The organism is Comamonas sp. AG1104, from assembly GCF_003350425.1.
GTDB lineage: Bacteria > Pseudomonadota > Gammaproteobacteria > Burkholderiales > Burkholderiaceae_C > Comamonas > Comamonas testosteroni.
On sequence record NZ_QQAS01000003.1, the window covers coordinates 432,625 to 452,411 of the forward strand.

A 19,787-nucleotide genomic window follows, 5' to 3' on the forward strand; every position below is an offset into this window, starting at 1 on the left:
GCAATAACAATCGGAACTTCATGCAATCCCTACAGAACTTCAATCTGCTCGCCACGCTGAACACGGTGCTGTGCCTTGTCGTGGCCTTTGTCTGCGGCAGCATCATCGGCCTGGAGCGTCAGATACGCCAGCGCACGGCGGGCCTGCGCACCAATACCCTGGTCGCCGTGGGCGCGGCCGTGTTCGTCGACCTGGCCATGCGCGTCTCGGGAGCGGACGGCGCCACGCGCGTCATCTCCTATGTGGTTTCGGGCGTGGGCTTTCTGGGCGCGGGCGCCATCATGAAGGAAGGCGCCAACATCACGGGACTGAACACCGCCGCCACGCTGTGGGGTTCTGCCGCCGTGGGCGCCTGCGCGGGAGCGGGTCTGCTGCCCGAGGCAGGCATTGCCACCCTGTTCGTGCTGGCCAGCAACACCTTGCTGCGCCCCGTGGTCAACTACATCAACCGCCACCCCGTGGCCGAGCATGCCAGCGAGGCCACCTACTATGTCTATGTGATCTGCGGCCAGCAAGCCCAGGCCGATGTTCGCGAGGGCATGCAGGAGCTGCTGGAGGCGGCCAACTACCCGGTTCGCGCAGTCGAAAAGCACGAGATCCCGCCGCACAACACCGAAATCGAGGCCGAGCTGTTCGCCACGGCCGTGCATGCCGAGGAGCTGGACCAGGTGGTCACGCAGATCGAAGCCTTGCCCGGCGTGCTGCAGGCCTTCTGGAACGCCGGGCCGCAGAATAATTGACCCCCTGAGCCGCTACGCGGCTTCCCGTTGCGAGGCGGCTCTTGCTCGGCGTCTCTGGCCTTGGCCGTGCCAGTTCTTGGCCACGCCGGTTTTAGCGGCAGCGCTTACGTGGCCGAATCGTCTGCGGGGGCCTGCAGGCCCAGATGGCGGTAGGCGGCCTGCGTGGCCATGCGCCCGCGCGGCGTGCGCTGCAAAAAGCCCTGCTGGATCAGATAGGGCTCGATCACATCCTCGATGGTGCCCGACTCTTCGCCGATGCTCGCCGCGATGTTGTCCAGGCCAACCGGGCCGCCATCGAAGCGATGCACCACGGCTTCGAGCAGCTTGCGGTCCATGATGTCAAAGCCCTGAGGGTCCACATCGAGCATGGCCAGCGCCTTGTCGGCAATCTCACGCGTGATGCGGCCGTCGCCCTTGACATCGGCATAGTCGCGCACGCGGCGCAGCAGACGGTTGGCGATACGCGGCGTGCCGCGCGAGCGGCGCGCAATCTCGAAACAGCCTTCCTCGTCAATCGGGGCATTGAGCAAGCCTGCGCTGCGCTTGACGATGCGTGAGAGCTCCTCGGAGCTGTAGAACTCCAGCCGCGCCACGATGCCGAAGCGATCGCGCAGCGGATTGGTGAGCATGCCGGCGCGCGTGGTCGCACCCACCAGCGTGAAGGGTTGCAGGTCAAGCTTGATGGAGCGTGCGGCCGGGCCTTCGCCGATCATGATGTCGATCTGGTAATCCTCCAGCGCCGGATAGAGGATTTCCTCGACCACCGGACTCAGGCGGTGAATCTCGTCGATGAACAGCACATCGTTGGGCTCGAGATTGGTGAGCAGCGCCGCCAGATCCTTGGGTTTTTCCAGCACCGGACCGCTGGTCTGGCGCAGGTTCACGCCCAGCTCGGCCGCGATGATGTGGGACAGCGTGGTCTTGCCCAGGCCTGGCGGGCCGAACAGCAGCACATGATCGAGGGCCTCGCTGCGCTTTTTGGCAGCGCCGATAAAGATCTCGAGCTGCTCGCGCGCCTTGGCCTGGCCCACATACTCGTCGAGCTGCTTGGGACGCAGGGCGCGCTCCAGCGCCTCTTCGCCCTGGGACGAATGCCCGGCCGAGACCATGCGCGGCGCAACCGCCTCGGGGTCGGCGGCCGCGCTTCTGGCCTTGCGTGCAGGTGCGGGGCTGGCCGCAAATTCGTCCACATGAATCGTCATGGCGGCAATTGTGCCCCAAGCCAGGTCGGAGCACTGATTAAAAATACAGGGGAAAACAAAATCCCACAGTTGCAGCTCCCACATTGATGGCCGGCCCCGGGCTTTGCGCACAATGGCGGCAAAGACCTCAGGAGCTTTTTCATGCGTATTCACACCCTGGCCTGCACGGCCGCCCTGCTTTGCCTGTCCGTCCCGGCCCAGGCCGCGCTCAAGCCCGGCGATGCGGCCCCGAGCTTCAAGACGCCCGCAGCCGTCGCCGGCAAGGCCTTCGACTTCGATATGGCCGAGGCGCTCAAGAAAGGGCCGGTGGTGCTGTATTTCTTCCCCAAGGCCTTCACCCAGGGCTGCACGCTGGAAGCCCATGCCTTTGCCGAAGCCACGCCCCAGTTCGCGGCCATGAAAGCCACGGTGGTGGGCATGTCGCATGACGATATCGACACCCTCAAGCGCTTTTCCACCGAGGCCTGCCGCGACCAGTTTGCCGTGGCATCGGACCCGAAGGCCGTCACCATCAAGGCCTATGACGCGGGGGCTGCCGCCAACCCGGCCAGGGCCGACCGCATCTCCTATGTGGTGGGCCAGGACGGCAAGGTGAAGTTCGCCCTTGTCAGCAGCGACCCGCTGGCCCATGTGGAGCAGACCAAGGCCGCCGTCAGGCAGTTGCAGGGGAAATAGACCCGGCCCGGTCCGGCACTCCGTCACTGTGCCAGCCAGTTCCCGATCTGGCTGCTGAAGGTCCGGTCGAAGCGGCTGTAGACGTCGGAGCCGCCGCTGACCGTGCACGAGCTGCTGCCGCCGGACAGCGTGCCCACGACACGTCCGCCCGCAAACATGGCCGATCCGCTGCTGCCGCCTTCGGTCACGCCCTTGCTCCAGCCGACGTTCACGAAATCGCTCTGGGCATTGCCTGGGTTGCAGGTGATGCTGCCGGCACTCAAGCTGCAGTTTCGGTAGCTCTGCACCTGGCCTTCGCTGTATTTGAGCAAGTCGCCCTGCGGGTGATGCAGGCCGTAGATGGCCGTCCCCGTCACTGCCGTGCCTCTCGCATCCCAGCCGGCCAGCGTCGCACCGGCGGGCGCTGCGTCATTGAGCCGCATCAGCGTGGCATCGTGCGCCGCCGTGGCATACAGCAAGGTGGCGCCGCGCTGCAGCGCCGTGGTCTGGGCGCTGGGCTCGAAGCTGTTGCAGCTGGCCGAGCGGAAGAACCAGTCCGTGCGCAGCGAGGTGGCCGATGCCTGGGTCGATATGCAGTGATTGGCCGACAGGAAATACGGCGTTAAATCGCGCCGCGTGTTGTTCAGCAGGGAGCCCGTGCAGTAGTAGTAGCGGTTGTCTGAGCCCACATAGGTCATGCGCGCCACGGCATTGCGCTCGGTGGCGTACTGATCGGCGCAGCTGGCATCGAGCTCGCAACCCGCGGCATCGCCCACATTTCTGGGCACGAGACTATCGCGCAGCTCCAGCTCCACGGGCAGGGCCAGGTTGACATAGGCATGGGTGAGCGTGGGAATGGCAATGCGCAGCTGCGATGTCGACAGTCCCGCAGGCAGTGCAATCTCCAGCGTGACCTCATCGGCCCCCAGGTCGGGGGTCCACCAGATGCCGGCCGCCCGGGTATCGCCGTCGGCGCGGCGGTTGCGCGCAATGGCCTCGTTGACGGCCTTGCCAGTGGTCTCGAACCCGGTCTTGCTGCGATCCTTGCGGTACAGCCTGAGCTCGGCGGCATCGGGCATGGCATCGACCACCAGGCCCAGCCGCAGGCCATGGGCGCCGGCCGAGGTGATGCTGATCGCCGCCACCTGACCGCCCTCCGGGGTCTCGGACCAGCGCAGCGTGCGTGCCATATCGCCTGCGGACTGCAGCGATGACAGCGCCCGCGGCGCCCCTATCTGCATGGGCATGCCGGGCCTGGGCATGACCGGCGAAGGCGCGTCGCTCCACTGCGGCAATGCCAGATCGACGGCCTTGGGCCGCACGGCCACGGATGCCACGGCCACGCCTCTGGCCGAAGCCGCAGTCTGGGCGACAGGCACTATCAGCGAATCCAGCACATATGCTGTGGGCGGACCCGGTGGGGGACTGGTCTCTGAGACGCCCGCACCATTGCCGCCGCCGTTACCGACACCTGCGCCGCCAGGGCCCGGGTCCTGAACATTGCCTCCGCCTCCGCCTCCGCCTCCGCCTCCGCCTCCTCCGCCGCCGCAAGCGGTCAGCACCACCAGCATCAGGCTTGCGCATCGAGAGGAAACGCGCCTGCCCTGTATCCACCAATACATCTCGTGTTCTCCTGCCGTTCACGATCGGACTGGCACAGGGCCAGCGAAGCTATTTGGTCAAAGCCTTGAGCGCGAGCTTAATGCCCTCGCTCACCCCTACATCGGGTGGGAGTTTCTTGAGGGCGGCCGAGGCTTCCTTGTCGGAATAGCCCAGCGCCATCAGTGCCTGCTGGATATCGTTTTGCTCGTTGTTGTTGGCAAACAGCGACTGCGCACCGGTATCCGCGCCGATCTTGCCCTTGAGCTCCAGCAGCAGACGCTCGGCGGTTTTCTTGCCGATGCCGGGCACCTTGACCAATCGCCCTGCTTGCTGCTGCGATACCGCGTCCGCGAGATCATCGATGCTCATGCCGCTGAGCACGGCCAATGCCATGCGCGGTCCTATGCCGGTGATCTTGATGAGTTCGCGAAAAGTCTGACGCTCGCGGGCGGTTGCGAAGCCGAACAGCAGCTGGGCATCTTCCCGCACCACGAAATGGGTCAGCAGGGCCACCTTGGCGCCATTGGCGGGCAGGTTGTAGAAGGTGCTCATGGGCACCTGCACCTCATAGCCCACGCCGGCGCAGTCCACCAGGACTTCGGGCGGGTTTTTTTCCAGCAGCGTTCCAGTCAATTTGCCTATCATTGAAATCCTTTGCCGCACCGTGCGGCGATTCTTTTGAGAAATTATCCGCGTGATCCTGCGCCATACCTTCACTCCCCATAACAATACGCGCCTGACCCATCTCTGCGGCCCGGCGGATGCGCATCTGCGCACCATCGAAGTCGCGCTGGGCGTCAAGATCGCTCACCGTCACGAGCAGTTCAAGATCGACGGCCCCAAGGCCAAGGCCAATGAAGCGCTGGAGCTGCTGCAGGCGCTCTATGAGATCGCCGACTACGTGATTGCCGAGGATACGCTGCAGCTCATGCTGGCCGGCGATGTCGAGATGCTGGAAGCCGATCTGACGGCACCGCAGCTGACCACGCGCCGTGCCGATCTGCGCGCCCGCACGCCCAACCAGGCGCTGTATCTGGAAAACATCGCCAACCACGACATCAGCTTCGGCATCGGCCCGGCCGGCACGGGCAAGACCTATCTGGCCGTGGCCTGCGCCGTGGATGCGCTGGAGCGCAGCGCCGTGCAGCGCATCGTGCTGACCCGGCCCGCCGTGGAAGCTGGCGAACGCCTGGGCTTTCTGCCCGGCGACCTGACGCAGAAGGTGGACCCCTACCTGCGCCCGCTGTACGACGCACTCTACGATCTGATGGGCTACGAGAAGGTGCAGAAGGCCTTCGAGCGCAATGCGCTGGAGATCGCGCCGCTGGCCTTCATGCGCGGGCGCACGCTGAACAACGCCTTCGTGATCCTGGACGAGGCGCAGAACACCACGCCCGAGCAGATGAAGATGTTTCTGACCCGCATCGGCTTTGGCGCCAAGGCCGTGGTCACGGGCGATGTGAGCCAGGTCGACCTGCCCAAGGGAGCGCCCAGCGGTCTTGTCGATGCCGAGCGCGTGCTCAGACGCGTCAAGGGCATCTCCATCAACCACTTCACCAGCGCCGACGTGGTGCGCCACCCGCTGGTGGCGCGCATCGTGGACGCCTACGACGCGCGCGGGCGCGTGTCCGAAGGCACTTCGGCGCCCAAGCACCGCGCCAGCAGCCCGCGTACGGCCCGCTCGCTGCCCACGGCCGACGAGCTTTAATCAAAATCCATAGCTACTAGCACTTACCAAATAAGGGCTAAAAGCCAAAATGACCTTGAATCAACTGCAACTATCGCTGCAATTCGGCCCCAGCGCCGAGGCGGCCGCCCACCGCGAACTGCTCAGCCGCAGCCGCGTCACGCGCTGGATCCGCCATGCGCTGGCCGTGGATGCCGAGATCACGGTGCGCATCGTCGATGCCGAGGAAGGCCGCAAGCTCAACCGCGAGTACCGCAAAAAGGACTACGCGACCAATGTGCTGACCTTCGACTATCAGCAGGAGCCGACCGTGATGGCCGATCTGGTGCTCTGCGCCCCCGTGGTGGAGCGCGAGGCCCAGGAGCAGAACAAGAGCCTGGAAGAGCATTACGCCCACCTGCTGGTGCATGGCACGCTGCATGCCCAGGGCTGGGACCACGAGACCAGCGAGGAAGACGCGGAAGAGATGGAGGCCTACGAGACCGACATCATGAAGGAGATGGGTTACGAGGACCCCTACGCCAAATAGCGGACAGGCATCGGCCCGCGTGCCGTAGACTCCTGAAAACAGAGCTGCCTGCGCATGTCAATCATGTATTTCAAAGGCTTTTAGCCTTGAAAATCAATAATGACAAGCGCAGGCAGCTCTTTTTATGAGAGCACCCCGGCCGGGCTTACTCCACACTCAGGCCGATGCTGCGTACCAGTTGGGCCACGCGCACGTCTTCGGTCTTGATCTGTCTGGCAAACACCTGCTGGCCCTCGCCCACGGGAGTGATGCCCTGCTGCAGCAGGCTCTTGCGCAGCTCGGGGTCCTTGAGCGCCTTGTCAGTGTCCTGGGCGATGGTCTGGACCACGGCAGCCGGCGTGCCCTTGGGTGCGAACAGGCCGAACCAGGCGCCGGCCTCAAAGCCCTTGTAGCTCTCGGCCAGAGTCTGCACCTGGGGCAGCAGAGCATGACGCTGCAGGCCGGACACGGCCAGTGCCGTGAGCTTGCCGCTCTGGATCTGGGTGAGCGCCGGAGCGATCGCAATCAGCATCACATCGACCTGGCCGGCCAGCACATCCTGCAGACCCTGAGGACCGCCGCGATAGGGGATATGCGTGGCGAAAAAGCCTGCGCGCTGCTTGAACTGCTCCATGGCCAGGTGCTGGGCGCCGCCCGTGCCCGAGGAGGCGTAGTTGATCTTGCCCGGGTGCGATTTGGCGTAGGCCACAAAGTCCTGCAAGGTCTTGAAACCCCTCCTGGGGTTGGCCACCAGCACGAAGTCGGACTGGCCCAGCTTGGTCACCGGCACCAGGTCGTTCTTGACGTCATAGGGAAGATTGCGCTGCACATTGGGCATGATGGTGATGGCGCTGTCGCCGCCCACCAGCAAGGTGTAGCCATCGGGCTGGGCCTTGACCACGGAATCCACGGCCGAGACACCGCCGGCCGCGCCCTTGTTTTCCACCACGATGGCCTGCTTCCAGTCCCTGCCCACCAGATTGCCTACCTGGCGAGCCAGCAGATCCGGAGCGCTGCCAGGGCCGTTGGCCACCACCAGCCTGACCGAGCGCGCCGGAAAGTCCGGCTGCTGTGCCATGGCTGCGCCCGATACACAGCTTGCGGCCAGCATGGTCCAAGCGGTGCGGGAGAGAAAACGGGGCAGATTCACGGCAAAACTCCTTAACTAAGGAGTTGATTGTCAAAACAATCACTTATTCCTCAAAATACTGTTTTCACATTCTTTTATTTCCAAAAATAATTAACTACGCAAGAAAAAGAAAAGAGGCGACACAGGCCAGCACCTAAGATCGACCCCAACCACAAGGCGCAAAGCCGATAGAGAAAATCAGGAGACAAGAACATGGAGAACCTGGGCCACCTCGCCCTTTTGCTGGCCGCAGCTTTCACGGCCGGCGCGCTCAACGCGGTCGCCGGCGGCGGCAGCTTTCTGACCCTTCCCGCGCTGGTCTTCACCGGCGTGCCGCCCGTGATTGCCAATGCCACGGGCACCGTGGCCCTGCTGCCGGGCTATATGGCGGGTGCCTGGGGCTTCAAGGACGATATGCAGTCCCCGCCAGGCCTGTCCATGAAACAGGTGGTGGCGCTGTCCCTGATCGGCGGCTCTGCGGGTGCGGCGCTGCTGCTGTTCACGCCCGACGCAACCTTCCGCAAGGTCGTGCCCTGGCTGCTGCTGGCCGCCACCGCCATGTTCGCCTTCGGCCCGCAGCTGCGCGCCTGGGCTGCGGGCAAGAATGCCGCTCATGCCACCCCATCGATGGCCAAGGCCGCTGCAGGCATGCTGATCGTGGCCATCTATGGCGGCTACTTCAACGGCGGCCTGGGCATTTTGCTGCTGGCCTTGTTCGGCCTGCTGGGCCAGACCTCGCTCAACGCCATGAACGGCATGAAGAACCTGGTCTCGGCCCTGCTGACGGCGATTGCCGTGGTGATCTACGCCGTGGGCGGCATTGTGGAGTGGAAGCTGGCCCTGGTCATGATGGCGGCCGCCACCCTGGGCGGCTATCTGGGAGCGCGCGTGGCGCGCAAGATTGCGCCCCATGTCCTGCGCTGGGGCATTGTGGCCACGGGGCTGGTGATGGCAGGGCTGTTCTTCGCCAAAGGCTGAAGCGGCGTCCAAAGCAAAAAGCCTTCTCGCGACCGAGAAGGCTTTTTTGTGAGCATCCCGCGCTTTGTGGGAAAGCGCTGGAGATCAATTTGATGGACGGTGCTTAGAACGTGTTGACGTGCTTAGAGCAGCCGCGCCTTGACGGTCTTGCCCTTGACCTTGCCACCATTGAGCTTGGCGCAGGCCGCCGAGGCGATCTTGCGATCCACGGCCACATAGGTGGAAAAGTCGTTGACGCTGATCTTGCCGATCTGCTCGCGGCTGTAGCCGAAGTCGGCGCACATGGCGCCCATCACGTCGCCTGCGCGGATCTTTTCCTTGCGCCCGCCGATGATCTGGATGGTCATCATGGGCGGCAGCAGCTCGCCACCGGCGGCGGGCGTGAGCTCTTCCACGGGGAAGAACTGCGAAGCCCGGCCTTGCAGCTGCTCGATCTTGCCCACACTGCCCATCTCGTCCATGGACACCAGATTCAGCGCCAGCCCTTCGGCATCGCCACGGCCCGTGCGGCCGATACGGTGGATATGGACCTCGGGGTCGGGCGTGACATCGACATTGATGACGGCCGACAGATCGGCAATGTCCAGGCCACGCGCCGCCACATCGGTGGCGACCAGCACGCTGCAGCTCTTGTTGGCAAACTGCACCAGCACCTCGTCGCGCTCGCGCTGCTCCAGCTCGCCGAAGAGGGCCAGAGCGCTGAAGCCCTGAGCCTGCAGCTCGCTCACCACGTCGCGGCATTGCTGCTTGGTGTTGCAAAAGGCAATGCTCGACTCGGGGCGGAAGTGCGCCAGCAGCTTGGCAACGGTGTCCACCTTGTCACGAGCGCCAACCTCGTACCAGCGCTGTGCGATCTTGCCGGCGCTGTGCTGGGTCGCGACCTTGACGGTCTGAGGATCGCGCATGAAGCGGCTGGCCAGCGAGGCAATGCCTTCAGGGTAGGTGGCCGAGAACAGCAAGGTCTGACGATCCGCCGGGCATTGGCGCACCACGGTTTCGATGTCGCCGAGAAAGCCCATGTCCAGCATGCGATCGGCCTCGTCCAGCACCAGGGTCTTGAGGTTGCCGATGTCGAGCTTGCCGCGCTCCATCAGATCCATCACGCGCCCGGGTGTACCGACGACGATGTGCGCGCCGTTTTCCAGCGAAGCGATCTGGTTGCGCGAGGGCACGCCGCCATAGACGGTGACGACCTTGATGTTGTCCTGCGCACGCGCCAGGCGGCGGATCTCGGTGGCGACCTGGTCGGCCAGTTCGCGCGTGGGGCACAGCACCAGGGCCTGGACGGCAAACCAGCGCGGGTTCAGGCGGTCCACCATGGGCAGGCCGAAGGCAGCCGTCTTGCCGCTGCCGGTGCTGGCCTGGGCGATCAGGTCCTTGCCCTGCAGGGTCAGCGGCAGGCTGGCGGCCTGGATGGGCGTCATCTGCGCATAGCCGAGCTGCTGGAGGTTGGCCAGCATTTCGGGGGACAGGGGCAGCGCCGAGAAAGCGGTGGAATCAGAGGCCTGGGCGGCGCTGGTGGAGGTATTCATGGGAGCGGATTATCCCGGGCCTGCGCCGCAAAAGCCTTGAGCCATCGCTATTCACGGTGTCGTTTGCGGGTTGCCCCTCTTCAATTCGAGCCGGCCATGCTCCTAGTCTGAAAGCGCGGTCTTCAATGGCCGCCTCTGTTTGAAGCCAACCACAGACCCTCACATGCACCCTAGCCTTACCCGCAAGTTCTGCGCCGTCGCCACGCTGGCCTTCACTCTGGGCTCGACCCAGGCAGCAGAGCTGGATCCCCAGCCGCTCAAACCCCAGCTGCAGCAGCTGATCGCCCAGATGTATCCGCAGTTGCGCGGCATCTACGAAGACCTGCATGCCAACCCCGAGCTGGGCTTCCAGGAAACACGCACCGCCGCCAAGCTGGCTGCCGAGATGCGCAAGCTGGGCTTTGAAGTCACCGAGGGCATTGGCAAGACCGGCCTGGTCGCCATCTACCGCAATGGCGCGGGCCCCACCGTCATGGTACGCACCGAGCTGGACGCCCTGCCCATGGAGGAAAAAACCGGCCTGCCCTATGCGAGCAAGGCCAAGGCCCAGTACAACGGCAAGGAGAGCTTTGTCGCCCATAGCTGCGGCCACGATATGCACATGACCAGCTGGCTGGGCACTGCCCAGGCGCTGCTGGGCCTGAAGAAGCAATGGAAGGGCACGCTGATGTTCGTGGCCCAGCCGTCCGAGGAAACCGTGACCGGAGCCAAGGCCATGCTGGCCGACGGCCTGTTCCAGAAGTTCGGCAAGCCCGACTACGCCTTTGCGCTGCACACCGGCTCCATGCCTTATGGCACGGTGGGCTATGTGGCCGGGGCGGCGACCTCCAATTCGGACTCGCTGGACATCACGTTTCACGGTCGCGGCAGCCATGGCTCCATGCCCGACAAAGGCATAGACCCCGTGCTCATGGCCTCGCGCTTCGTGGTGAATGTGCAAGGCGTGATCAGCCGCGAAAAAGATCCCATGGAGTTCGGCGTGGTCACCGTGGGCGCCTTCAACTCGGGCAGCGCGGGCAATATCATTCCCGACCAGGCGCGGCTGCTCGGAACAATCCGCAGCTACAAGAGCGAGGTGCGCACAAAAATGCACGAAGGCATTGAGCGCACGGCCAAGGCCGAAGCCGCCATGTCGGGCGCTCCTGCACCCGAGGTCAAGCTGGTCAAGGGCTCGGATGCCGTGGTCAATGACGCGGCACTGGTAGGCCGCACGGTCAAGCTGTTCAAGGCCGCACTCGGCGACCGCAATGTGATCCCCATCTCACCCATCACGGCCAGCGAAGATTTCTCGGACTTCATCAATCAGGGCGTGCCATCCATGTTCTACACCCTGGGCGTGTACGACCCCAAGAAGGTGGCCGAGGCCAGTCAGCCCGGCGGCAAGCCGCTGCCCTTCAATCACTCACCCTTCTTCGCCCCCGAGCCAGAACCCACGTTCAAGACCGGCGTGGAAACCATGACCCTGGCTGTCATGAACGTGATGCAGTAAGCAGCGCCAGCCCCGCCATCGGGGCTGCGCCTTGCCTTCAGCGCGTCACTGCATCTGCTTCAGATTGCCGATGCGCACCAGCATCTCGGTGAACATCTGCATGTCCGTGCGCAGATCCGGCAGTTCCTGGTACTCCAGCGCATTGTGGGCCGTGTACTTCTTGCCGGGCATGGCCGGGCCGAAGTTGATGGCGTTGGGCATGAGCTTGGCCGTGGTGCTGCCTGCGGTCGGCACGGGCCTGGCGTCCAGTCCCGTGGTGTCGCCAAAGATATTGAGCAGGGTGCTCAGCCATGCGCCCTTGGGGTCGCGAGCCATCCAGTTGCCCTGGGTGTACTGCACGCTGACCGGCACCTTGGCCGCCTCACTCCAGCGGGCAATGCCCTGCTCCACCTCGGCGCGCAGCTGCTCGGGCGTCTTGCCTCGCGGCATGCGCGCATTGGCAGTCACCTCCAGTTTGCCGTCTGCCGACTTGATGAGATTGGGCGACAGCGTGAGCGGCCCCATGAAATCATCGGCATAGGCAATGCCCAGCTGCCGGCCCAGATAGTCCAGGCCAAACACGCCATTGATGTAGCGCACGGCCTGGCTGTACTGATTGGGCTGCACCAGTGCGGCGCCCTGTTCCAGCATCAGGCTCTGCTGCAGGAACAGCGCCAGGCGCGGCACGGGATTCACCCCTTCCTCGGGGCGCGAGCCATGGGCCGATGCGCCGCTGACCTTGACCGTGACTGTACCCTCGGCGCGCTGCACATCGATGGAGAACTTCCCCTGCGCCTCATGCCTGCGCACAAAGTCGCCCTTGTCCTTGGACAGCCGCTGCGCGATCTGATCCAGCGCAGCCGCATCGGTGGCAGAGACGGTGGCGGAGGCCGTCTGCGCAATGGAGTTGGCCGAGGCGGCGCCGGCCATGGCGGTGATGGCGGGCTTGGCGGCATCCACGGGAACATCCGCAAACAAGGCCTTGAGCGCGCCCGTGCCCTTTTCAGCGACCACGGCCGGGTACTTGCTGTCCAGCACGATGTTGTACTGCGGCAGCGAGGTCTTGCTCTGGTAGTACTTCATGGCATCGCCGCCGGTTTCCTCGGTGGTCTCTATCATCAGACGAATGCTACGCGACAGCGGCAGACCGCTGTCCTTGACCGCCTTCATCGCATACAGCACGGTGGCGATGGAGCCCTTGTCGTCAATCGTGCCGCGCCCGTAAAGCCGATCGCCCACGCGGGTGACCTGGAACGGGTTGATCTGCTTGCCATCCAGTACCCACTCGGCAGCCACCACCGGCACCACATCGGCATGGGTCAGGATGCCGAACTCGGTGGCCTCGCTGGCGCGGCTCGCCGCATTGGCAGGCAGCGTCACTTCAAAGATGCGGTTGTCCACATTGCGAAAGCGCAGCCCGAACTCGGCTGCCATGGACGCAACGAGCTTGCCGAAATCCAGGATGGCCGGACTCTCATGCGCAGGCACCTTGGGATCGCGCACCGTGGGCAGCGCCACCATGCGCTGCAGGCTCTCCAGCACCGCCGTCTCTTGTGTCATACGGTTGTACACCCCCAGCAATCGGGCGATATCCGCGAGCTGGCCGTCCGACAGAGATTGGCCGAGCGTGTAGCGCTGCACGGCTGCCGCCACGCCAGGCTCGGCCTTGGCAGCCTGCTGCGCAAAGGCCTTGAAGGATTCGGGCGGGGTCGCAGCGGATGACGCGACTAGTGCCTCCAACGCGGGTTTCTTCAAGGTCTGCGCCTGGATGGGCAGACTGGCGCCTGCAACCAGACTCAAGGTCAGGCTCGCAGCGATGATCGGCAAAGAGGGCTTGCAGGATTTCTTCATGGACAGCTTTTGCAGGAATCGTTGTGGTGAATGTGGTCTCAGGCCTGACTTCGCCTATACCTGAGGCTCCATGCGCATGGGGATGGTCACAGGCCCGTCATTGACCAGATGCACCTGCATGTCGGCGGCGAACTCGCCGGTCTGGACCTGAGCGTGGGCAAGCCTGGCCTGGTTCACAAAGTAGTCGTAGAGGCGCCGACCTTCGCCAGGCTCGGCAGCTGCAGTGAAGCTGGGGCGATTGCCGCCCCTGGTGTCGGCCGCGAGCGTGAACTGGCTGACCACCAGCAGCCCTCCGCCAATGTCCTGCAGGCTTTTGTTCATCTTGCCGGCCTCGTCGCTGAATATGCGCAGCTTGAGCATCTTGGCCAGCAGCTTGTCGGCCTCGGCCTCGGTATCGCCGCGCTCGGCACAGACCAGCGCCAGCAAACCCTGGTCGATCTGGCCCGTAATACGACCGCCGACCTCCACGCGCGCCTGCTTGACGCGCTGAATCACACTCATCATGTACTTAAACCTTCCTTGGCCGTGCCTTGTGCTGCGCCGCCCTGCTCTCCGTCAGCCACTTCGCTGACCGTATTCATGCCCATGGGCAGCAGCTCGATGCGGGCATACAGGCCTGGAATGGCCTGCAGCAGCGCGGCTTCAATCTCGGAGCGCAATTGTGCCGCTCGCTGCACGCTCCACTGGCCGGGAACATGCATGTGGAAGTCCACAAAGCTGCGCTCCCCCGCCTGGCGGCTGGAGATGTTGTCAAAGTTCACACCCTCGTTGCGCTTGGCATAGCCATCCAGCAAAGTGTCAATCCTGAGGCGCTGCGGCGCATCCAGCGCCTGATCCATCAGTCCTTGCGAGGACTGCCAGACCAGTTGCACACCCTGCACGCAGATATGCACAGCCACTGCCAGAGCCACCAGTGCATCCACCCACAGCCAGCCCGTCAAGGCGGCGGCCAGCAGCCCGACCACCACGCCCACCGAAGTCCAGACATCGGTCAGCAGATGCCGCGCATCGCCCTCCAGTGCCATGGAGCGGTATTTACGTGAAGAGCGCAACATGACCCAGGCCAGCAGCCCGTTGAAGACGGTGCTGAGCAGCGACAGCATCAGGCCCCAGCTCAGCTGCTCCAGGGGTTGCGGGTTCCACAGCCGCGACAGCGCCGCCCAGGCAATCGCCAGGCTGGCACCTATGACCAACACCCCCTCAAAACCGGCCGAGAAGTACTCCGCCTTGTAATGCCCATAAGGGTGTTCGGTATCCGCCGGTCGCTTGGCCACGGTCACCATGGTCAGAGCAAACATGGCTCCGGCCAGATTCACAAAGGACTCCAGCGCATCGGACAGCAGGCCTACCGAGCCGGTCAGCCACCAGGCCAGGGTCTTGAGCACAATGGTGAGCAGTGCCACCACTACGGACAGGCGCAGCAGATTGTGCGGCTGCAGCCATTTTGAAGAGCTTGAGAGGTCGGATTTGAGCATGTTCTGGTTCCTGAGCCTCTATATCACCAAGTGCTTTGATACATCAATAGTCTTTGCCAGTTGTCTGAAAAGCAATTCACAATCCCTTATCGTGATGGACATGTCATGGTCGAGGCTGACCTGATTCCTATATAAATACTCCCAGAGAAAAGGGAGGCGCATGCCTGATACGTTGATAGCACAGCAACCGAGGGATGAGGACGCCATTCTTCGACTGGTGGCCGATACAGCGCCCGCTATGCTGGCTTATTTTGATGCCGGCACACGCGCCTGTCGCTTTGCCAACGCGCGCTATGCAGAGCACTTTGGCCACACCATGCAAACCATAGTGGGCATGGACGTGCGTGACATCGTGGGCGAGCTGGTCTGGACACAGATCGAACCTTATCTGGACTCCGTGGCCGTCGACAACACCCAGACGCTGCGCTACACCCGCCAGGTCGAAAACGAGATTGGCCGGCTGCAACACATCGAGGCAGTGCTGCGCCCTCATGAGGAAAAAGGCGTACTCAAAGGGGTCGTGGCGCTGATGACCGATGTCAGCCACCACCATCTGGCGACACAACAGATACGCGACAGCGAAGAGCGCATGCGCAAGTTTGCCGCCATCACCACCGAAGCCATCGTGCTGCACCGCGACGGCATCATCATGGACGGCAATGATGCGCTTTCCCGGCTGGTTGGCTACTCGCTTGGCGAGCTGCGCGGCACGCCGGTTCTCGATTACGTGGCGCCCGAGGCACGTCTGCGAGCGCTGCAGAACATGCGCAGCGAGCGCGAAGATCGTCTTGAGTCCGTGGTCGTGCACAAGAACGGCCAACTCATCCCCGTCGAGATAGAGGCCTCCACCATGCCTGGAGAAAAGGACAGGCATCGCATCGTCCTGCTGCGCGACCTGACCGCAAACCTCCAGACCCGCCAGCGCATGGACTATCTGACCCAGCATGACCTGCTGACGCATCTGCCCAACCGGGCACGTCTGAACCATTTGCTGGCCGATGCCATCGCCAGGGCTGCCGGCGAGCAATCGCGGCTGGCGGTGCTGTCGCTGGACCTGGACCAATTCAAGTCGGTGAACGATTCGCTCAGTCATCAGGCTGGAGATCTGCTGCTGTGCGAGCTGGCGCAGCGGCTCAGAAGCACTGTAGGTGCTCAGGATATCGTGGCCCGCACCGGCAGCGACGACTTTGTGGTCGTGCTGCCAGACAACCCCGGCCTGCTGGAGACAGAGGCCCTGCTGGCACGACTGCGCGCGACTGCAGAGGCACCCTATCTGATAGAGGGCACCCAGCTGGTGATCTCCGTCAGTGTCGGCGTCGCCATGTATCCCAAGGACGGGAAATGCCCGGCATCCCTGCTGAGCAATGCCGAGGCTGCCATGCAGATGGCCAAGAGTCACGGCCGCAGCTTCTCCCAGTTCTACACTCCTGCACTCGAGAGCCGCGCAACACGCATGCTGATGCAGGAGCAGATGCTGCGCAACGCCGTGGAACGCGGTGAGTTCGAGCTGCATTACCAGCCACAGACTCTCATGCAGACGGGCGAGCTTTCAGGCTTCGAAGCCCTGGTGCGCTGGAAGCACCCGCACCGTGGCCTGGTCTCGCCCGACGAGTTCATCGGCTTTGCCGAAAACCGGGGGCTGATCGCAGCCGTGGACCGCTGGGTGCTCTATCAGGCCTGTCGTCAAGCCCGTGCCTGGCAGCAGCAAGGATTTCCCCCTATCCCTGTGGCAGTCAACCTGTCGGCACAGGAATTCCGCCAGCGCGATGTCGTCAAGGAAGTGGCACAGGCCCTGGCCGACACGGGGCTGGACGCCTGCTATCTGCACATCGAGGTCACAGAAACCACGCTGATGCTCTCGGGCAACCAGATGCAGCAGACTCTGCACGCCCTCAAGGCACTTGGCGTGGGACTGGCCATCGACGATTTCGGTACCGGCTACTCGTCTCTGGCCTATCTGCGCAAGCACCCCATAGACCGGCTCAAGATCGACCGCTCATTCGTGACCGATCTGCCCCACAACCCGGATGCCGCCGCCATTGTCAATGCCATCGTGCAGATGGGCCAGAGCCTGCATCTGGAGATTCTGGCCGAGGGTGTGGAAAGCACTGAACAGCTGCAACTTCTGAGAGAGATGGGCTGTGCCATGATGCAAGGGTTTCTCGTGTCAGCGCCATTACCTGCCGAGCAGGCTTCGGCATGGATGTCGCAACACTGTCAACTGCTACAAAGACAATAGTGCATGGCCTCGAATACACCGACACCCTCTCATAAAAGCAGCAGCATGTTCCATACGGATGCCCCTCAGGCATTGGCCCATGTGCAGCAGCTGTACCGCGAGCAAATCGACCATCTGCGAGCTGCCATGCAGCGTTTCGTGGCGGGTGAAACTCCGGCCGCGCCCATTCATGCCTACTACCCGTTTGTACGCATCAAGACCACCACGGTGGCGCAAGCCGATACCAAGCTGACCTACGGCTTTGTGGAAGGCCCAGGCACCTACGAGGCCACGCTGACCCGGCCCGACCTGTTTGCCAGCTACTTCGGCGAGCAACTGCGCCTGCTGATCCTGCACCACCAGGTCCCTATCGAAGTAGGCCTCAGCGACAAGCCCATCCCGATTCATTTCTCTTTCGCTGACAACGACCATATCGAAGGCTCGCTCTCGCCAGAGCGCCGCATGCTGATGCGCGATGTGTTCGATCTGCCGGATCTGGAGTCCATGGACGACGGCATCGCCAACGGCACCTGGCGCGCGGCGGCAGGCGAGGCCCTGCCTCTGTCGCTGTTCACCGCCCCGCGCGTGGATTACTCGCTGCATCGCCTGCGCCACTACACAGGCACAGCCCCCGACTGGTTTCAGAACTTCGTGCTGTTCACCAACTACCAGTTCTATATCGACGAATTCATCCGCCTGGGTCACGCCGAAATGGCCAAGGAGGACAGCGAATACATTGCCTTCGTCGAGCCTGGCAATGTGGTGACCCGCCGCGCAGGCCTGCCTGCAGAAGCCGTTGACGAACTTGGCACGGCACCGCCGCGCCTGCCGCAGATGCCGGGCTACCACCTGGTGCGCGCTGACAACAGCGGCATCACCATGGTCAACATCGGAGTGGGCCCGGCCAATGCCAAGACCATCACCGACCACATCGCCGTGCTGCGCCCTCATGCCTGGATGATGCTGGGCCACTGCGCGGGCCTGCGCAACAGCCAGCAACTGGGCGACTATGTACTGGCCCACGCCTATGTGCGTGAAGACCATGTGCTGGACGAAGAGCTTCCTCTGTGGGTGCCGATTCCTGCGCTGGCCGAAATCCAGGTCGCGCTGCAGCAGGCCGTGGCCGATGTCACGCAGATGGAGCGTGCCGACCTCAAGCGAATCATGCGCACCGGCACCGTGGCCAGCACCGATAACCGCAACTGGGAACTGCTGCCCGACAACCTGCCCCAGCGTCGCTTCAGCCAGAGCAGAGCCGTGGCGCTGGATATGGAGTCGGCCACCATTGCCGCCAACGGCTTCCGCTTCCGCGTGCCCTACGGCACCTTGCTGTGCGTGAGCGACAAGCCGCTGCACGGCGAGATCAAGCTGCCTGGCATGGCCAACCATTTCTATCGAGAGCGTGTGGACCAGCACCTGCGCATCGGCATGCGTGCCGTCGACATACTGCGCGAAGGCGGCTCCGACCGCCTGCACAGCCGCAAGCTGCGCAGCTTTGACGAAGTGGCCTTCCAGTAGAGCCCAGCCATGCCGGAGGCCGACCAGTTTTCCATGACATTGATGGTGGCCGTCAATTTGATGACGGTCGCTTTTGCACTGCCATGGTTTATGGGTCAGCAAATGAGCCGGGCAGCCAGAAATGCTCAGCAATTCCTGCTTTTGCAGGGGCTGGCCTGGCTGCTCGTCTTCTGCGCCGGCCATGTACTACCCTTCACATGGAATGCGCTGCTGTCGATCTCCAGCGCCGCTGTTGCAACCGGTGCACTGTGGCAGCTGCATAAAGCACTCAAGGGCTGGCTTGGACCTCGCAACAAGATACTCACCCGCTCCCTGGCCGTGCTGTGCCTGCTGACACTTGCGGGCGTGCTGGTTCTGATTGAGAGCAAGCCCTACCGGCTGGCTTGGTTCAATATCAGCTACGGCTTGAGCCTTGCCACCCTGGTCTGCCTGACCTTATCGCCGCAAACCAACTCCGCCACGGCCTGGCGATATCTGCTACTGGGTGCGGGCCTTTGCGTCGCCAGCATTCTGGTCATACGCGGCTACTTCACCTTGCACGCTCCCTGGCTGCACAGCTTTGCAGAGGAACCCAGTCCACATATGCTGCTTTCGTGGCTGATCCCCATAGGTTCAGCCATTTTTTTCGTATCGATCCTGATGGCTTGCCGTGACGAAGAAGTCCGTCAGCGATCTGCCAACGCACCAGAGGACAGCCTGACCGGCCTGCCGCTGCGCCAGGCCATCAAGAACCAGGCCCGCTTCATGCTTAACAGAGCTCGGCGCGAAGGCCTGCCTCTGGCCTTGATTCTGATCGACATGGATCACTTTTCCCGGGTCAACAGCCGCCATGGCTATCAGGCCGGAGATGCGGCGCTGCAGCTCATGTCACGCACTCTGCGAAAGCAGATGCGCGGCGACGAGGTCGTGGCCAGATGGCAGGGGGAATCCTTTTGCCTGCTGATTCACGCCGACCAATTGGGTGTCATGTCGCTGCTGACCCGCATCCAGTCCGCATTCCAGATCGGCGCGCAGTACGAACTGCAGATGGATCTGGACTTCAGCGCGGGTTGCGCCCTGGTCCCTTCAGCCTGGAAGAGCCTGAGCCTCAACGAGCTGGCCAGCCATGCAGGAGCCGCCCTGCAACAAGCCAAGAATCAGGGCCGGGGAAGGGTGGAATGCACCACTCTGACACCTCCGCCCGGCGAGGATCATGCCCCCTCCGACCTGACTCCGCTGGCCTGAG

17 protein-coding genes are annotated in these 19,787 nt (G+C 63.3%); 9 read left to right on the forward strand and 8 right to left on the reverse strand.

The genetic code is table 11. The features are described from left to right. Window positions 1-20: 20 nt before the first annotated feature. Window positions 21-740, forward strand: a complete 720-nt coding sequence (locus DFO48_RS10490) for an MgtC/SapB family protein (RefSeq protein WP_003050868.1) — start codon at window positions 21-23, stop codon at window positions 738-740. Window positions 741-844: 104 nt separating this feature from the next. Here DFO48_RS10490 and ruvB read toward each other — a convergent pair whose 3' ends face one another. Then, window positions 845-1,942, reverse strand: a complete 1,098-nt coding sequence (gene ruvB, locus DFO48_RS10495; RefSeq protein ID WP_114863519.1) for a Holliday junction branch migration DNA helicase RuvB — start codon at window positions 1,940-1,942, stop codon at window positions 845-847. A 141-nt stretch (window positions 1,943-2,083) separates the two neighbouring features. Here ruvB and DFO48_RS10500 point away from each other — a divergent pair, with 141 nt between their 5' ends. Beyond that, window positions 2,084-2,617 carry a peroxiredoxin gene (locus DFO48_RS10500; RefSeq protein ID WP_003073559.1) on the forward strand — a complete coding sequence of 178 codons (534 nt, stop codon included), beginning with the start codon at window positions 2,084-2,086 and terminating at the stop codon, window positions 2,615-2,617. 23 nt (window positions 2,618-2,640) lie between these two features. Here DFO48_RS10500 and DFO48_RS10505 read toward each other — a convergent pair whose 3' ends face one another. Together DFO48_RS10505 and ruvA are read right to left on the reverse strand one after the other, a co-directional pair. Next, entirely contained in the window at window positions 2,641-4,218 is a 1,578-nt protein-coding gene (locus DFO48_RS10505; RefSeq protein WP_114863332.1) for a serine protease, read from the reverse strand. Between the two features lie 49 nt (window positions 4,219-4,267). After that, window positions 4,268-4,843, reverse strand: a complete 576-nt coding sequence (gene ruvA / locus DFO48_RS10510; RefSeq protein WP_003073563.1) for a Holliday junction branch migration protein RuvA — start codon at window positions 4,841-4,843, stop codon at window positions 4,268-4,270. Window positions 4,844-4,892: 49 nt separating this feature from the next. On the opposite strand from ruvA, the gene DFO48_RS10515 reads away from it, so the two are divergent. Both DFO48_RS10515 and ybeY read left to right on the forward strand, forming a co-directional pair. Continuing rightward, on the forward strand, window positions 4,893-5,906 hold the full coding sequence (locus DFO48_RS10515; protein ID WP_003073564.1) for a PhoH family protein: 1,014 nt from the start codon (window positions 4,893-4,895) through the stop codon (window positions 5,904-5,906). 49 nt (window positions 5,907-5,955) lie between these two features. Continuing rightward, window positions 5,956-6,414 carry an rRNA maturation RNase YbeY gene (gene ybeY / locus DFO48_RS10520; protein WP_012839969.1) on the forward strand — a complete coding sequence of 153 codons (459 nt, stop codon included), beginning with the start codon at window positions 5,956-5,958 and terminating at the stop codon, window positions 6,412-6,414. Between the two features lie 145 nt (window positions 6,415-6,559). Here the strand turns inward: ybeY and DFO48_RS10525 are convergent, their stop codons facing one another. Further along, entirely contained in the window at window positions 6,560-7,543 is a 984-nt protein-coding gene (locus tag DFO48_RS10525) for a tripartite tricarboxylate transporter substrate binding protein (RefSeq protein WP_114863333.1), read from the reverse strand. A gap of 192 nt (window positions 7,544-7,735) precedes the next feature. On the opposite strand from DFO48_RS10525, the gene DFO48_RS10530 reads away from it, so the two are divergent. Then, window positions 7,736-8,500 carry a sulfite exporter TauE/SafE family protein gene (locus tag DFO48_RS10530; protein ID WP_114863334.1) on the forward strand — a complete coding sequence of 255 codons (765 nt, stop codon included), beginning with the start codon at window positions 7,736-7,738 and terminating at the stop codon, window positions 8,498-8,500. A gap of 122 nt (window positions 8,501-8,622) precedes the next feature. Here the strand turns inward: DFO48_RS10530 and dbpA are convergent, their stop codons facing one another. Then, window positions 8,623-10,032: an ATP-dependent RNA helicase DbpA gene (gene dbpA, locus DFO48_RS10535; protein ID WP_003073573.1), complete on the reverse strand. Its 1,410-nt coding sequence runs from the start codon at window positions 10,030-10,032 to the stop codon at window positions 8,623-8,625. A gap of 163 nt (window positions 10,033-10,195) precedes the next feature. Between dbpA and DFO48_RS10540 the strand changes: the two genes are divergently transcribed. Then, a complete protein-coding gene (locus DFO48_RS10540) occupies window positions 10,196-11,521 on the forward strand; it encodes an amidohydrolase (RefSeq protein ID WP_003073575.1) in 1,326 nt (441 codons plus the stop codon). A gap of 45 nt (window positions 11,522-11,566) precedes the next feature. On the opposite strand, the gene DFO48_RS10545 is transcribed toward DFO48_RS10540, so the two are convergent. From DFO48_RS10545 to DFO48_RS10555, 3 genes are read right to left on the reverse strand one after another with little or no spacing between them, the layout of a single operon-like run. Next, window positions 11,567-13,351 carry a dipeptidase gene (locus DFO48_RS10545; protein WP_114863335.1) on the reverse strand — a complete coding sequence of 595 codons (1,785 nt, stop codon included), beginning with the start codon at window positions 13,349-13,351 and terminating at the stop codon, window positions 11,567-11,569. A gap of 54 nt (window positions 13,352-13,405) precedes the next feature. After that, window positions 13,406-13,855 carry a D-aminoacyl-tRNA deacylase gene (gene dtd / locus DFO48_RS10550; RefSeq protein ID WP_003073578.1) on the reverse strand — a complete coding sequence of 150 codons (450 nt, stop codon included), beginning with the start codon at window positions 13,853-13,855 and terminating at the stop codon, window positions 13,406-13,408. Continuing rightward, window positions 13,852-14,826 (reverse strand): cation diffusion facilitator family transporter, encoded by a 975-nt coding sequence (locus tag DFO48_RS10555; RefSeq protein WP_114863336.1) that lies wholly within the window; start codon window positions 14,824-14,826, stop codon window positions 13,852-13,854. Before DFO48_RS10555 ends, dtd begins: the two co-directional genes overlap by 4 nt. A 160-nt stretch (window positions 14,827-14,986) precedes the next feature. On the opposite strand from DFO48_RS10555, the gene DFO48_RS10560 reads away from it, so the two are divergent. The 3 genes from DFO48_RS10560 to DFO48_RS10570 are packed head-to-tail and all read left to right on the forward strand — an operon-like array spanning window position 14,987 to window position 19,786. After that, complete coding sequence (locus tag DFO48_RS10560; protein ID WP_034348210.1) at window positions 14,987-17,065, forward strand: bifunctional diguanylate cyclase/phosphodiesterase; 2,079 nt, start codon at window positions 14,987-14,989, stop codon at window positions 17,063-17,065. Window positions 17,066-17,110: 45 nt separating this feature from the next. Then, a complete protein-coding gene (locus tag DFO48_RS10565; RefSeq protein ID WP_034354761.1) occupies window positions 17,111-18,562 on the forward strand; it encodes an AMP nucleosidase in 1,452 nt (483 codons plus the stop codon). 9 nt (window positions 18,563-18,571) lie between these two features. After that, window positions 18,572-19,786: a diguanylate cyclase gene (locus DFO48_RS10570; RefSeq protein WP_114863337.1), complete on the forward strand. Its 1,215-nt coding sequence runs from the start codon at window positions 18,572-18,574 to the stop codon at window positions 19,784-19,786. Window position 19,787 lies beyond the last annotated feature (1 nt).

Excerpts from the sequence above, each read along its gene's own strand:
- DFO48_RS10490 (WP_003050868.1), top strand. The coding sequence starts at position 21 with ATGCAATCCCTACAGAACTTCAATCTGCTCGCCACGCTGAACACGGTG.
- ruvB (WP_114863519.1), bottom strand. The coding sequence starts at position 1,942 with ATGACGATTCATGTGGACGAATTTGCGGCCAGCCCCGCACCTGCACGC.
- DFO48_RS10500 (WP_003073559.1), top strand. The coding sequence starts at position 2,084 with ATGCGTATTCACACCCTGGCCTGCACGGCCGCCCTGCTTTGCCTGTCC.
- DFO48_RS10505 (WP_114863332.1), bottom strand. The coding sequence starts at position 4,218 with ATGTATTGGTGGATACAGGGCAGGCGCGTTTCCTCTCGATGCGCAAGC.
- ruvA (WP_003073563.1), bottom strand. The coding sequence starts at position 4,843 with ATGATAGGCAAATTGACTGGAACGCTGCTGGAAAAAAACCCGCCCGAA.
- ybeY (WP_012839969.1), top strand. The coding sequence starts at position 5,956 with ATGACCTTGAATCAACTGCAACTATCGCTGCAATTCGGCCCCAGCGCC.
- DFO48_RS10530 (WP_114863334.1), top strand. The coding sequence starts at position 7,736 with ATGGAGAACCTGGGCCACCTCGCCCTTTTGCTGGCCGCAGCTTTCACG.
- dbpA (WP_003073573.1), bottom strand. The coding sequence starts at position 10,032 with ATGAATACCTCCACCAGCGCCGCCCAGGCCTCTGATTCCACCGCTTTC.
- DFO48_RS10540 (WP_003073575.1), top strand. The coding sequence starts at position 10,196 with ATGCACCCTAGCCTTACCCGCAAGTTCTGCGCCGTCGCCACGCTGGCC.
- DFO48_RS10545 (WP_114863335.1), bottom strand. The coding sequence starts at position 13,351 with ATGAAGAAATCCTGCAAGCCCTCTTTGCCGATCATCGCTGCGAGCCTG.
- dtd (WP_003073578.1), bottom strand. The coding sequence starts at position 13,855 with ATGATGAGTGTGATTCAGCGCGTCAAGCAGGCGCGCGTGGAGGTCGGC.
- DFO48_RS10555 (WP_114863336.1), bottom strand. The coding sequence starts at position 14,826 with ATGCTCAAATCCGACCTCTCAAGCTCTTCAAAATGGCTGCAGCCGCAC.
- DFO48_RS10560 (WP_034348210.1), top strand. The coding sequence starts at position 14,987 with ATGCCTGATACGTTGATAGCACAGCAACCGAGGGATGAGGACGCCATT.
- DFO48_RS10565 (WP_034354761.1), top strand. The coding sequence starts at position 17,111 with ATGTTCCATACGGATGCCCCTCAGGCATTGGCCCATGTGCAGCAGCTG.
- DFO48_RS10570 (WP_114863337.1), top strand. The coding sequence starts at position 18,572 with ATGCCGGAGGCCGACCAGTTTTCCATGACATTGATGGTGGCCGTCAAT.